General features: G+C 64.3%; 4 protein-coding genes. All 4 read left to right on the top strand.

The window, feature by feature from the left end; genetic code table 11:
• Window positions 1-14 precede the first annotated feature (14 nt).
• Window positions 15-605, top strand: a complete 591-nt coding sequence (locus ACQY7X_RS04740) for an HD-GYP domain-containing protein (protein ID WP_428248707.1) — start codon at window positions 15-17, stop codon at window positions 603-605.
• A 206-nt stretch (window positions 606-811) separates the two neighbouring features.
• A complete protein-coding gene (locus ACQY7X_RS04735; RefSeq protein ID WP_428248706.1) occupies window positions 812-2,596 on the top strand; it encodes a type I secretion system permease/ATPase in 1,785 nt (594 codons plus the stop codon).
• Window positions 2,593-3,999 (top strand): HlyD family type I secretion periplasmic adaptor subunit, encoded by a 1,407-nt coding sequence (locus ACQY7X_RS04730; RefSeq protein ID WP_428248705.1) that lies wholly within the window; start codon window positions 2,593-2,595, stop codon window positions 3,997-3,999. The genes ACQY7X_RS04735 and ACQY7X_RS04730 overlap by 4 nt, the downstream gene beginning before the upstream one ends.
• Window positions 4,000-4,382: 383 nt before the next feature.
• Window positions 4,383-16,079 carry a hypothetical protein gene (locus ACQY7X_RS04725; protein WP_428248704.1) on the top strand — a complete coding sequence of 3,899 codons (11,697 nt, stop codon included), beginning with the start codon at window positions 4,383-4,385 and terminating at the stop codon, window positions 16,077-16,079.
• Window positions 16,080-16,212 lie beyond the last annotated feature (133 nt).

The raw sequence follows: 16,212 nt of genomic DNA, 5'->3' as shown, positions 1-16,212 counted from the left end.
GTACAATATTGATTATGAACGACGACAGATTGGCCCGGCTGATCGCCCAGGTGGCACATGCCCATGATGGCCAGACGCTGGAACATTCCACCCGCATGATCGATGTCGGCAGCCTGCTGGCCGAAAGCATGGCGCTGCCGGCGCCGGCGGTTGAAGCCATCCGGCTCGGCGCCCTGCTGCACGATATCGGCAAGAACGCTGTCCCGGACACGGTGCTGTTCAAGCATGGCCGGCTGGATCCGGAGGAACGCCGTGTCATGGCGCAGCACCCGCAGCAGGGCCACGACATGTTGCGCCAGGCGCAGCATCCGATGCTGGACGCCGCTGCCGATATCGCTCTGTCGCATCACGAAAACTACAATGGCAGCGGCTATCCGCGCGGCCTGGCGGGTGAGCAGATCGCGCTGCCGGCGCGTGTCGTGGCGGTGGCCGATGTGTATGACGCGCTGCGCGCCGTACGCAGCTACAAGCCGGGCTTGAGCCATGAGCAGGCGATGCGGATTATCACCCAGGGCGATGACCGCACCACCCCGGATTGCTTCGATCCGGCCGTGCTGGCGGCCCTGGAAAAACGCCAGGCGGCGATCCAGTTACTATACCCCTGACCACGATTTTGCCGTTTTCGTAGAAATAATGCGAGTTTAACCCGCCCTTAAGATTCACCATGCTGATAATGCCGCCGTCGCGCTAGTCTCAAGGACGTGGGAGTAGTGCGGTCGGCCTGTGCCGCGCCGGAGATGAAGTCTCCGGCCGAAATGTAGCCGGTCGTCAAAATGACGATTGCGAAGTTGGAGAAACCTGCGTTAGCCACATGACACCACCACGCCCGCCTTCCGCCATGAAAACGGCTTTCCTGCTTTGCGCGGGATATTTTGCCGCGGCCGGCGTGTTCAGCCTGGTCATCAACCTGATGGGCCTGGCGCAGCCGCTCTACATGATGCAGGTGTTCGACCGCGTGCTGTCTTCCGGCAGCCTCGCCACCCTGGCGATGCTGACATTGGCGGTGTTCGTGGCCCTGATCGTGATGTCGCTGATCGATGACGTGCGCAGCCGCATCCTGATCGGCTGGGGCATCCGCATCGACAACATGCTTTCCGCCAAGGTCTTTGCCGTGGAAATCGAGCGCGCCTCGCAGCGCTCCGGCTCCTCGCAGGGCCAGGCCTTGCGCGATCTCGACCTGGTGCGCCAGGTCATCACCGGCAGCGGCAGCCTGGCCTTCCTCGATCTGATCTGGACGCCGGTCTATCTCGGCATCTGCTTCATCCTGCATCCGCTGCTTGGCATCACCGCGCTGTCTGGCGCCGGCCTGCTGCTGCTGCTTGCTATTGCCAACCAGATTTTCGTTACCAAGCCGATGGCGGAAGCCTCGCAGCATGCGCAGAAAAGCTATCGCCTCACCGAAGGCTCCTTGCGCAATGCCGAAGCCGTGCAGGCCATGGGCATGCTGCCCGGCCTGATGCGCAACTGGCGCCGCGAACGCAACGCCTTCATGCTGCGCCAGGCTACGGCCAGCCGCCGTTCCTCCGGTTTCATGGCCGCCATCCGCATGCTGCGTGTCGGCCTGCAGATCGCCATTCTCGCCGTCGGCGCCTGGCTGGCGGTTGATCAGCTGATCACGCCCGGCGCCATGTATGCCGCCATGCTGCTGGCCGGCCGTGGTGTGCAGCCGGTTGATCAGGTGGTCAGCGTGTGGAGCCAGATCGTCAATGCCATGGCAGCGGCCAAGCGCGTTGACGAAGTGCTGTCGCAGCCGATGCGCGAACAGCAGATGCAGTTGCCCGATCCGGAAGGCCATCTCTCGGTTGAAGGCGTCACCTTCGCAGCCCCGGGTTCCGAACTCGCCATCCTGCGCGGTGTCAGCTTTGCCTTGCAGGCCGGTGAAAGCCTTGGCGTGATCGGTCCGACGGCGGCCGGCAAGTCGACGCTGGCGCGCATCCTGGTCGGCGTGTGGAAGCCTTATTCCGGCGTGGTGCGCCTGGATGGCGCCGATGCCTTCAGCTGGGACCGCGAGGATTTTGGCCGCCATGTCGGCTATCTGCCGCAGGATATCGAACTCTTCGCCGGCTCGGTGCGTGACAACATCGCGCGTTTCGGTGATGTCGATGCCGATGCGGTGGTGGAAGCTGCGCGCCGTGTCGGCATCCATGAAATGATCCTGCGCCTGCCGAAAGGCTACGACACCGATATTGGCGATGGCGGTGCGGTGCTTTCCGGCGGCCAGCGCCAGCGTATCGGCCTGGCCCGTGCCATCTATGGCAATCCGCGCCTGGTGGTGCTGGATGAACCTAATTCCAATCTCGATGGCCAGGGCGAGGAAGCCTTGCGCCAGGTGCTGCTGCATCTCAAGCAGACGCGCTGCACCGTGGTGATCATCGCGCATCGCCCCAGCATGCTGGTGACGGTGGACAAGATCGTGGTGCTGCGCAACGGCCTGGTCGACCGCATGGGGCCGACCGCCGCGATCATGGCGCAGTTCGCGCCGAATGCGCCGCAGCTGCGCGTGGTGCAGGGCGGTGCGCAGCAGGCGGTGCCTGGTCCCGGTACTGGTTCTGGGCCGGGTGCCGCGCCGAAACAGATTGATGCGAGGCAGGCATGAATCAGGCCGTCGCCCCGCGCCCGGAGAATCTGCCCGATAACGTGCAGCGCCGTCCGCGTGCGCTGGTGCTGGCCGGCGGCAAGGGGCCGGGTGGCCGTGCCGCCGTGGAGCCGCCACTGAAAGACGGCGCCAAGGGCTCGATGCTGTTCGGCTTCCTGGTGATCTTCGTTTTCCTTGGCCTTTCCGGCCTGTGGCTCTACACCGCGCCGCTCGACAGCGCCGCCATCGCGCCCGGCGTGGTGCGCGTGGAAGGCAATCGCAAGGCGGTGCAGCATCTCGATGGCGGCATCGTGCGCAGCATCAGCGTGCGCGAAGGCGATCTGGTGCAGAAGGGCAAGGTGATGATCCAGCTCGACAGCGTGCAGGCGCAGGCAGCGGTCGAGATTCTCTCCAATCAATACGATATCCTGCGCGCCCAGGATGTGCGACTGCGGGCCGAACGTGACGGTGCGCTGGTGGTGGAATTCCCGCCTGATCTGCTGGCACGCGCCGGCAATGCTGCCGTTGGCGAAGCGATCCGCGGCGAGGCACAGCTTTTCACCTCGCGGCGCGTGGCGCAGGAAGCCCAGTTCAATGTGCTGCGGCAGCAGATACTGCAATTCGGTGAGCAGAGCCGCGGCCTGACGCAGCAAGTGGCGGCGCTGGAACGGCAGATGGCGCTGATTGTCGAGGAACTTACCGGCACGCGTGATCTGTATGAGAAGGGCTATGCGCCGAAAACCCGCGTCTTGGCGCTGGAACGCGCCATGGCGGCGATCAGTGGCCAGATCGCGGAGTATCGTGGCTCGGTTGGCCGCGTGCGCTTCACCGTGGCGCAGGCAGAAGCGCAGATGGAGCAGCTGAAGCGCGATCGTCTGTCGCAAGTCAGTACTGAATTGAATTCCGTGCAGGCGCGCCTGGCTGATACCGGCGAGCGCCTGAATGCGGCGCGCGATGTGCTGGAGCGCACCGATATCCGCGCCACCGATACCGGCTTTGTCGTTGGTCTCACGGCTTTTACCGTCGGCGGCGTGATCAACAGGGGTGAGCGCATCCTGGAGATTGTGCCGGAAGGCGAGCCGATGGTGATCGAGTCCCGCATCAAGCCGGAAGACGCCAAGGATGTGCATGAAGGCATGCGCACCGAGATTCATCTGCTGGCCTACAAGCAGAAGGGTATCCCGATCATCCATGGCACGATCAAGACTCGCTCGGCCGACCGCTTTACCGATCCGCGCACTGGCGAAGGTTTCTTCACCATCCAGGTGGTTCCGGATGCCAAGGAACTGGCCGCGCTGCCCGAGGTGAAGCTGGCGCCGGGCATGCCGGCCGAGGTGATCGTGCCCACCGGTTCCCGCACAGCGCTGGAATACCTCATCCAACCGCTGGTGCTGGCCAGCCGTAAGTCGTTCAAAGAAAAGTAGGATTCTGACAGAAATGCACTGTGCAACTTTCAGTATCCGACCCGGTTCCAGCAGTTGCGGGCGGAAAACCGCTGCTAGTGCGGCGTTTCTTGCCCTCGTCAATTGCCGTAAACGCTTCGGTAATAAAACTCTGATTTACTCCGCTGTGAACCAGGAGTAGTGGTTAGGCATCATTAGGGGAAGAGTACCCGCCTTCTCGTTTGGCAGGTCCGCGTGGATTACGCCAAAAATTCGCGGGTTCCATCCTCTGAGACAGTATCCGGCCGGAGCATCCGGCCAGCAGTAGATGAGTTAAGCGTAACCGGGGAAAAAACCGGAATTTGACGCTCCGTTAATGCCAGGCGAAGCCTGGATGGGGGCATCTCAGAAGGAGAGGTCGCGTCATGGCTGATAGCATTACCCTTGGCAATTCCGACAATTCTGCCACCCTCAGTGGCTTCGGCACCCTCACAACGGGCACCGGTACGGATACGATCGTCGTCACCGGCGGTCTCACCAATGCCGTTGTAAACCTCGGGGATGGCAGCGACAGCCTCACCCTTGGCAACGCCGCCAACTCCCTCACCGTCAGCAACGTCGAGACCCTTATCGGTGGCTCCGCTGCGGACACGGTGACGATCAGCGGCACGCTGGACAGCTCGGCCTCGATCGACCTTGGCGATGGCAAGGACAAGCTGACGCTCGGCAATGGCGGCTACAGCCTGACGGTAGCCAACGTCGAGAGCGTGGTCGGCGGCACTGGCGCCGATATCATCGGCCTCTCCACCACGGTTTCCGGCGGCAGCTTCCTGCTCGGCACCGGCAATGACCAGCTGACCTTCGCGGATGGTGGCAACTCGGCCACCGCCAGCGGTGTTGAAACCATCATCGGCGGCACCGGCAACGATGCCATCACGCTGGGCGCCGCAGCCACCGGCATGAAGATCGATCTGGGCGATGGCAGCGACAGCCTGACCCTGTTCGCCGGCACCAACAGCGCCTCGGTCTCCAACGTCGAGACCATCACCGGCTCCACCGGCGCCGACACCATCACGCTCGAAACCACCGTCACCAACGGCGTCATCAACCTTGGCACCGGCACTGACAGCCTGACCCTGGCCAATGGCGGCAACACCCTGACCGCCACCAATGTCGAGAACATCACCGGCGGCACCGATGCCGACGTGGTCACCCTCGGCGCGGCGATTGTCAACGGCGTCATTGATCTGGGCGATGGTTCCGACAGCCTGGCGCTTTCGACCGGCACGAACACCGCGACGGTTACCAATGTCGAGACCCTGACCGGCAATACCGGCGCCGACACCATCACGCTCGGCAGCACCATCGACTCGAGCTCCTCGATCGATCTCGGCGACGGCAAGGACAAGATCACCCTGGCCGATGGCGGCAACACCGCCAACCTGACCAACATTGAGTCGATCATCGGCGGTTCTGGCGCTGATGACGTGATCCTGACCGGCACCATTTCCGGCGGCAATGTCGATCTGCGCGGCGGCAACGACACCCTGACGCTGGCCGATGGCGGCAACAGCCTGACGGTCTCGAATGTCGAGAGCATCACCGGCGGCACTGGCGACGACACCGTCACCCTGGGTTCCACCCTGCCGTCCACGGCTTCCGTGGATCTCGGCGATGGCGCCGACACCCTGAATCTGTTCAACGGCCCGAACCACCTCACCATCACCAATGTCGAGACGGTGATCGGCGGCTCGAACGCCGACGATCTCACCATGTCGCAGACCGTGACCGGCGTGCTGTTCCAGCTCGGCGCCGGCGCTGACAAGCTGCAGCTCGCCGATGGCGGCAACGAACTGACCGCCACCAATGTCGAGACCGTGCTCGGCGGTACGGGCGACGACACCGTCACCTATGGTGCCGGCGTCACCAATGCCACCATCGACCTGGGCGATGGCAGCGACAAGGTCTCGCTTGCCAATGCCGTGAATTCGGCAAATGTCGGCAATGTCGAAACCCTGATCGGCGGCAGCAACAACGACACCATCACGCTGACCACCACCATCGATTCGAGCGCCCAGATTGATCTGGGTGCCGGCAAGGACAAGATCACCCTGGCCGATGGCGGCAACACCGCCGTGCTGGCGAATGTCGAAACCGTGATCGGCGGCTCGGGCGCGGACGAAGTCACGCTCGCCACCACCATCACCAGCGGCACTGTTGATCTCGCCGCGGGCAGCGACAAGCTGACCCTGGCCGATGGCGGCAACACCATCACCGTTTCCAACGTCGAGACCCTGACCGGCGGCAGCGGCAACGACGCCGTCACGCTCGGCGCAACCATTGCTTCGGGTTCCGTTGACCTGGCGGCTGGCAACAACAGCCTGACGCTCGCCAATGGCGCCAACAGCCTCACCGTCACCAATGCCGAGACCGTCACCGGCGGCACCGGTGCCGATACCGTCACCCTGGGTTCCACCGTTTCGGCCGGCTCCATCAGCCTCGGCACTGGCAACGACACCCTGACCCTGGCCGATGGCGGCAACGCCGCCACGGTTTCGGGCGCCGAGACCGTCAATGGCGGCTCGGGCGACGACACCATCACGCTGGGCGCGGCGCAGACTTCCGGCACCTTCGACCTGAAGGACGGCAGCGACAAGCTGGTGCTGGCGAATGGCGTCAACACGCTGAATGTCGGCAATGTCGAGACCCTGACGGGCGGCACCGGCAACGACACCATCACGCTGACCACCACCGTCGATAGCTCGGCGGTGATCGACCTGGGCGATGGCAAGGACAAGATCACGCTGGCTGCCGGTGGCAACACCGCCGTGCTGGCCAACATCGAAAGCGTCATCGGCGGCTCGGGCGCTGACGATGTCACCCTTTCCACCACGGTTTCCGGCGGCACCGTCGATCTGCATGGCGGCGGCGACAGCCTGACGCTGGCCGATGGCGGCAACAGCCTGACCGCGACCAATGTCGAGACCCTGGTCGGCGGCACCGGCGCGGACGTTGTCACGCTCGGCACCACCATCGACTCGAGCGCCTCGATCGACCTGGGCGACGGCACCGACACCATTGTGCTGGCGAATGGCGGCAACACCGGCACGCTGACCAACGTTGAGAACGTCACCGGCGGCACTGGCGCTGACCTGATCACTCTGGGTTCCACCGTCACCAACGGTGCCATCAACCTGGGTGCCGGCAGCGACAGCCTGACGCTGGCCGATGGCGGCAATGCCGCCACGGTTTCGAACGTTGAAACCATCACCGGCGGTTCGGGCGACGACACCGTCACGCTGGGCGCGGCGCAGACCGCAGGCAGCATCGACCTCAAGGATGGCAACGACAAGCTGGTGCTGGCCAATGGCGCCAACACCCTGAACGTTTCCAACGTCGAGACTCTGACCGGCGGCACTGGCGCCGACACCATCACGCTGGGCACCACCATCGACTCCAGCGCCCAGATCGATCTCGGCGATGGCAAGGATAAGCTGACCCTGGCCGATGGCGGCAACACCGCCGTGCTGGCCAATGTGGAATCCGTGGTCGGCGGCTCGGGTGATGACGATGTCACCCTGTCCACCACGGTTTCGGGCGGTTCGATTGATCTGCATGGTGGCACTGGCGACAAGCTGACGCTGGCCGATGGCGGTAACACCGTCACCGTCACCAACGTTGAGAGCATCACCGGCGGTGTTGGCAGCGACGTTGTCACCCTGGGTTCGACCCTGCCGACCAACGGCCTGGTTGATCTCGGCGACGGCAGCGACACGCTGTACCTGGCGGCTGGCGGCAACAACTTCTCGATCACCAACGTCGAAACCGTGATCGGCGGTTCGGGCGACGACCAGCTCACCCTGTCGCAGACCGTGACCGGCGTGCTGTTCCAGCTCGGCGCGGGCAATGACAGCCTGACGCTCGCCGATGGCGGCAACAGCCTGACCGCGACCAATGTCGAGACCGTCACTGGCGGCTCGGGCGACGACACCGTCACGCTCGGTGCGGCGCAGACCTCGGGTACCTTCGACCTGAACGACGGCAGCGACAAGCTGGTGCTGGCGAATGGTGCCAACACGCTGAATGTTGGCAATGTCGAGACCCTGACGGGCGGCACCGGCATCGACAACATCACGCTCACCACCACCATCGACTCCTCGGCGGTGATTGACCTGGGCGATGGCAAGGACAAGATCACCCTGGCTGCCGGTGGCAACACCGCCGTACTGGCCAATATCGAAAGTGTGATCGGTGGCTCGGGTGCTGACGATGTCACCCTGTCCACCACGGTTTCCGGCGGCACGGTGGATCTGGCCGGCGGCGGCGACAGCCTGACCCTGGCTGATGGCGGCAACAGCCTGACCGCGACCAATGTCGAGACCCTGGTCGGCGGCACCGGCGCGGATGTTGTCACGCTCGGCACCACCATCGACTCGAGCGCCTCGATCGACCTGGGCGACGGCACCGACACCCTGACGCTGGCGAATGGCGGCAATACCGGCACGCTGACCAACGTTGAGAACGTCACCGGCGGCACCGGCGCTGACCTGATCACCCTGGGTTCGACCGTTGCTAACGGCTCGATCAACCTGGGCACCGGCAACGACAGCCTGACGCTGGCCGATGGTGGCAACACCGCCACCATCTCGAATGTCGAAACCATCACTGGCGGCGCTGATGCCGACGTGGTCACCCTGGGCGCCGGCGTCACCGGTGCGCAGATCGACCTCAAGGATGGCGCCGACAGCCTGCAGCTCGCCAATGCGGTCAACTCGGCGACGATTTCCAACGTCGAGACCCTGACGGGCGGCACCAACAGCGACACCATCACGCTGGGCACCACCATCGACTCGAGCGCCTCGATCGATCTGGGCGCCGGCAAGGACAAGCTGACCCTGGCCGATGGCGGCAACACCGCTGTGCTGGCCAATGTGGAAAGCGTGGTCGGCGGTTCGGGCGACGATGATGTCACCTTCTCGGCGGCCATCACCGGCGCTTCGGTCGACCTGGCCGGCGGCACCGGCGACAAGCTGACGCTCGCCGATGGCGGCAACACCGTCACCGTGAGCAATGCCGAGAGCATCACCGGCGGCACCGGCAACGACTCCGTCACTCTGGGTTCGACCTTGCCGACCAACGGCCTGATCGACCTCGGCGATGGTGCCGATACCCTGACCCTGGCGGCTGGCGGCAACAACTTCTCGATCACCAACGTCGAGACCGTGATCGGCGGCACTGGCGATGACCAGATCACGCTTGGCCAGACCGTGACCGGTGTGCTGTTCCAGCTCGGCGCGGGCAATGACAGCCTGACGCTCGCCGATGGCGGTAACAGCCTGACCGCGACCAATGTCGAGACCGTCACCGGCGGCTCGGGCGATGACACCGTCACGCTCGGCGCGGCGCAGACCTCGGGTACCTTCGACCTGAAGGACGGCAGCGACAAGCTGCTGCTCGCCAACGGCAACAACACGCTGAATGTCGGCAATGTCGAGACCCTGACGGGCGGCACCGGCATCGACAACATCACGCTCACCACCACCATCGATAGCTCGGCGGTGATCGACCTGGGCGATGGCAAGGACAAGATCACGCTGGCTGCCGGCGGCAACACCGCCGTGCTGACCAACATCGAAAGCGTGATCGGCGGCTCGGGCGATGACGATGTCACGCTCTCCACGGCCGTGACCGGCGGCTCGGTGGATCTGGATGGCGGCACCGGCGACAAGCTGACCCTTGCCAACGGCACCAACTCGGCCACGGTCACCAATGTCGAAAGCATTGTTGGCGGCACGGGTGCCGACACCATCACCCTGGGCACCACGATCGACAGCAATTCCTCGATCGACCTGGGCGACGGCACCGACACCCTGACGCTGGCGAATGGCGGCAATACCGGCACGCTGACCAACGTTGAGAACGTCACCGGCGGCACCGGCGCTGACCTGATCACCCTGGGTTCGACCGTTGCTAACGGCTCGATCAACCTGGGCACCGGCAACGACAGCCTGACCCTGGCCGATGGCGGCAACACCGCCACCATCTCGAATGTCGAAACCATCACTGGCGGCGCTGATGCCGACGTGGTCACCCTGGGCGCCGGCGTCACCGGTGCGCAGATCGACCTCAAGGATGGCGCCGACAGCCTGCAGCTCGCCAATGCGGTCAACTCGGCGACGATCTCGAACGTCGAGACCCTGACGGGCGGCACCAACAACGACACCATCACGCTCGGCACCACCATCGACTCGAGCGCCTCGATCGATCTGGGCGCCGGCAAGGACAAGCTGACCCTGGCCGATGGCGGCAACACCGCCCTGCTGGCCAATGTGGAAAGTGTGGTCGGCGGCACGGGCGACGATGATGTCACCTTCTCGGCGGCCATTACCGGCGCTTCGGTGGACCTGCATGCCGGTACCGGCGACAAGCTGACCCTGGCGAATGGCACCAACTCGGTTACCGTCACGAACGTTGAAAGCGTGATCGGCGGCACCGGTGCTGACACCGTGACCCTGGGTTCGACCTTGCCGACCAACGGCCTGATCGACCTCGGCGATGGTGCCGATACCCTGACCCTGGCGGCTGGCGGCAACAACTTCTCGATCACCAACGTCGAGACCGTGATCGGCGGCACTGGCGATGACCAGATCACGCTGGGCCAGACTGTGACCGGCGTGCTGTTCCAGCTCGGTGCGGGCAATGACAGCCTGCAGCTCGCCGATGGCGGCAACGAACTGACCGCGACCAATGTCGAGACCATCACCGGCGGTGCCGATGCTGATGTCGTGACCCTGGGCGCGGGCCAGACCTCGGGCACCATCGACCTGGGTGACGGCGCCGACAAGCTGTCGCTGTTCAACGCAGCCAACACGCTGACCGTCTCCAACGTCGAGACCCTGCAGGGTGGCACCCAGACCGATACCATCACGCTGGGCACCACCATCGACTCGAGTTCCTCGATCGATCTGGGCGCCGGCAAGGACAAGCTGACCCTGGCCGATGGCGGCAACACCGCTCTGCTGACCAATGTCGAGACCGTGATCGGTGGCTCGGGCGACGACGATGTGTCGTTCTCGACCAATGTTGCCGGCGCGACCATCGACCTTGGTGCCGGCACTGGCGACAAGCTGACGCTGTCTGCTGGCGGCAACAGCGCCACGGTCACCAACGTCGAGACCATTGTTGGCGGCGCCAATGCTGATGTCATCACCCTCGGCAGCGCGCTGACCACCAATTCCTCGATCGACCTTGATAGCGGTTCCGACACCCTGACCCTGGCCAACGTCGCCAACACCGGTACGGTGAGCAACGTTGAAAGCCTGGTCGGCGGCACGGCGGCGGATGCCATCACGCTGGGTACCAACACGGCTGGTGCCACCATCAACCTGGGCGCGGGCGCTGATAGCCTGACCCTGGCTGCCGGCGGCAACACCGTCACGGTGTCGAACGTCGAAACCATCACCGGCGGCGCCGATGCCGATCTGGTCACCCTGAGCGCTTCGGCCACGCAGGCCAAGATCGATCTGGGCGATGGCAATGACAGCCTGACCCTGGGCGGCGCCAGCAACACGGTGTCGATCAGCAACGTCGAGACCATCCTCGGCGGCACCGGTGTCGACAACATCACCCTGGAGACCACTGTCGACAGCTCGGCGGTGATCAACCTCGGTGCGGGCATCGATACCATCAAGCTGGCCGATGGCGGCAATACCGCAAGCATCAGCCTGGCCGAGAACATCACTGGCGGTGCGGATGACGACGATGTCACCGCCCTCAGCAACAGCGCCACCAAGGTCGACCTTGGCGACGGCAACGACAAGCTGACGCTTGGCACCGCGGCCCTGAGCTGGACGGTTACCAATGTCGAGACCCTGCAGGGTTCGTCTGGTGCCGACACAGTGACCCTGGCCACCGCGCTGACCACCAGCAATGTGGTTGACCTGGATGCCGGCAACGACAGCATCACGCTGGCGGCGGGCGGCAACACCGGCACGCTGACCAATGTTGAAACCGTCATCGGCAACAGCGGCGCGGATGTCATCACCTTCGGCACCAATGTGGCGGGTGCTTCCGTCAGCCTCGGCGCCGGCAATGACTCCCTGACCCTGTCGGCAGGTGCCAACACCCTCACGGTCAACAATGTCGAGACCCTGACCGGCGGCGCCGATGCCGATACCGTCACGCTGAGCGCCAACATCACCAACGGTCACTACGACCTCGGCGATGGCAACGACAAGCTGACCCTGGCCTCGGGCACCAACACCCTGTCGGTGTCCAACGTCGAAACACTGATCGGTAATGTCGGCATCGACACCATCACGCTGCAGACCACCCTGGACAGCAGCGCGGTGATCGACCTCGGCGGCGGCAAGGACGTTGTCAACCTGGCCGATGGCGGCAACACCGCTATCCTGACCAATGTTGAAGTCATCAACGGCGGTACCGGCGACGATGACGTCACGCTCGGCGCCACCATCTCGGGTGCCTCGGTCAACCTGGGTGCCGGCAACGACATCCTGCGTCTGGCCAATGGCAACAACAGCCTGACGGTGGCCAACGCCGAAACCGTGATCGGCGGTACCGGCAACGACACCGTGACCCTGACCAGCACCCTGCCGGCCACCTCGCTGATCGATCTTGGCGATGGCGTCGACACCCTGGTGCTGTTCAACGGTCAGAACAACTTCACCATCACCAACGTCGAGAACGTGGTCGGCGGCACCAACAACGATACCGTGGTGCTCTCCGAGGCCGTGACTGGCGCCAAGTTCGACCTGGGTGTGGGCAGCGACAGCCTGACCCTGGCCGATGGCACCAACAGCCTCACCGCCACCAGCATCGAAACCCTGATCGGCGGCACCGGCAACGACACCGTCACCCTGGGTGCCGGCCAGACCTCTGGCGACTTCGATCTGGGCGATGGCAGCGACAAGCTGGTCCTGGCTAATGCGGCCACCACGCTGACGGTGAGCAACGTTGAGACCATCCTTGGCGGCACCGGCGTGGATACCATCACGCTCGGCAGCACCATCGACAGCTCGACGGTGATCGACCTCGGCGCCGGCAAGGACAAGCTGATCCTGGCCGATGGCGGCAACACCGCCAACCTGACCAATGTCGAAATCGTGGTCGGCGGTTCGGGCGACGATCTCGTCACCCTGGCCACCACCGTGAACGGTGTCACCGTCGATCTGGCGGGCGGCAATGACAGCCTGACCCTGGCGAATGGTGGCAACACCATCACCGCGGCGGGCGTCGAAACCCTCACCGGCGGTACCGGCAACGACATCATCACCTTCTCGGCTTCGCTCGACAGCTCCGCTGTGGTGGATCTGGGCGATGGCACCGACACCGTCACGCTGGCGGCCGGTGGCAACACCCTGACCCTGACCAACGTTGAGAGCATTGTCGGCGGCACCGGCGTCGATGCCGTCACCCTGGGCAACGCGGCGACCAACGTCTTCGTGAACCTGGGCACCGGCAGCGACAGCCTGCAGCTCGCCGATGGCACCAACAGCATCACCGTGACCAACACCGAGACCGTCACTGGCGGCACCGGCAACGACACGGTGACCTATGGTGCCCTGATCACCAACGGCAAGCTCGACCTGGGCGATGGCAGCGACAAGCTGGTCATGTCCTCGGCTGGCGGCACCGTCACGGTGGCCAATGTCGAAACCATCCAGGGCGGCGCGGGTGCCGATAACATCACCCTGTCGGCCACGGCTGACAGCTCGACCACCATCGATCTGGGCGGCGGCGCCGATAAGCTGACGCTCGCCGATGGCGGCAACGAACTGGCGGTGAGCAATGTTGAAACGGTCACCGGCGGCACTGGTGCCGACCTGCTGACCCTCAGCCTGGCTCTGACCAACGGTCGCATCGATCTGGGCGCAGGCCTCGATACGCTGACCCTGGCCGCTGGCACCAACACCATCAGCGTCTCCAACGTCGAGACGGTCACCGGCAACACCGGTGCCGACAGCATCACCCTGCTCACCACCGTCGACTCCTCGACCGTGATCGATCTGGGTGCCGGCAACGACAAGCTGACGCTCGCCAACGGCACCAACGTCGTGTCGGTGTCCAATGTCGAAACCATCACCGGCGGCACCGGTGCTGATGAGGTCCGCCTCGCGGCCACCACCAGCACGCTGCAGATCAACCTCGGCACCGGCAGCGACAAGCTGGTGCTGCTGGATGGCGGCAACACGCTGACGGCGACCGCGGTCGAGAGCATCATCGGCGGCACGGGTGACGACACCATCGTCTACGGTGCGTTCATCACCGGCGCCTCCGCCGATCTCGGCGACGGCAACGACAAGGTGACGCTGGCCAACGGCGCCAACAACATCACGCTGACCAACGTCGAGACCATCATGGGTGGCACCGGCGCGGATATCGTGACCCTGGGTGCTTCCCTGGCTTCGAGTGCCGTGATCGACCTTGGTGCCGGCAACGACACCCTGAACCTGTCGAACGATGGCAACACGCTGACCCTGACCAATGTCGAGACCGTCAACGGCGGTACGGGCGACGATGTCATCACCCTCAGCGGTGCTCTGACCTCGGGCAAGTTCGACCTCGGCGCTGGCACCGGCGACAGCCTGACGCTGGCCAACGGCACCAACAACATCACGGTGTCGAATGTCGAGACCCTGCATGGCGGTACTGGCGCTGATACCATCACGCTCGGTGCGACCGTGTCGGGTATCGAACTGGATCTCGGCACCGGCCTCGACAAGCTGACACTGGCCAATGGCGCCAACAACCTGTCGGTGGCTAATGTCGAGACCATCACCGGCGGCACTGGTGCTGACATCATCACGCTGACGGCCGGCATCACCGGCGGCAGCATCGCGCTCGGCGCCGGCAACGATAAGCTGGTCCTGGCCGATGCCACCAACAGCGTGGCGGTGAACGGCATCGAGACTGTCATCGGTGGCACCGGCAACGACACCGTCACCTTCGCGGCGGCGGCGCTCAACAGCACGATCGACCTCGGCGACGGCAACGACAAGGTTACGCTCTTCAACGGCGTCAACACTGTCACCATCACCAATGTCGAGACCATCGTCGGCGGCACCAACAATGACACGGTGACCCTGACCACCACCGTTTCCTCGATCAACCTCAGCCTCGGCAACGACAAGCTGATCCTGGCCGATCTCGTCAACAACCTGACTGTCTCTGGTGTCGAAACCGTCATGGGCGGCACTCAGAATGACGACATCACGGTCAGCGGCGGCATCACCAAGGGCTCGATCGATGGCGGTGGCGGCAGCGACTCGGTTACCCTGCTTGGCGGCACCAACTCGCTGGTGATCACCAATGTCGAGACCATCACCGGCGGCACCGGCGCTGACACTGTCACGCTCGGCAACGCGGTGAACGGTATCAACATCGATCTCGGCGCGGGCGGCGACAAGCTGATCCTGTTCTCGGGTACCAACACGCTCACGGTCACCAACATCGAGAGCATCACCGGCGGCACCGGCGCTGACACCGTCACCATCGACGGCGCGGTCAACAATGGTGTCTATGATCTCGGTGCCGGCACCGACATTCTGAACCTCGACGACACGGTGAACATCGTTACCGTGGCGAATATCGAGACCGTGAATGGCGGCTCCGACATGGATGTCATCACCATCTCCGGCACCCAGGCGACCATGGTGTTCGGCAACGATGGCGACGACGAGATCATCGGCGGTTCCTCGGCTGACACGATCATCGGCGGTGCGGGCAGCAACACGGTCACCGGCGGCGCGGGTATCGATACCTTCGTCTTCGCGGCGGCTGGTGGCTCCACCACCTTCGTGCGTGACATGTCGGCGACCGACAAGATCGGCCTGGATATCGCGGGCGGCACCTTCGGTACCGATGCCTTCGCGGCGGTCTCCTCGCTCAGCAACAACGTCAACATCAAGGCGGTGGCGGATGCCACGGCTCTGGGCGGTACCAACCTGTCCCAGGCCGGCTTTGCCTACCAGTCCGATACCGGCGAGCTGTACTACAAGGCGGATGGCGATTTCAGCAGCGGTGCGGTGCTCATCGGCACCATCACCACCAACTCGACCACGCCTTGGACCTACGACTTCACCAAGTTCCAGGCGGTGTAATCGCCCGGGCTTCTGGTCCAGACCGGTTCAGTATCAGCGGGGCGGCCTTAGGGCCGCCCCGTTTGCTTTCCAGCCGGCGGCAGCGGGGTGCGGAAGTGCATTTTGTCGCAATCGGCGCCCTGGTAACGGTTGG

Source organism: Ferrovibrio sp. (assembly GCF_965278975.1).
GTDB lineage: Bacteria > Pseudomonadota > Alphaproteobacteria > Ferrovibrionales > Ferrovibrionaceae > Ferrovibrio.
Note: the sequence above shows the minus strand (reverse complement) of the source record. Positions and strands in the feature narration are given on the sequence as shown.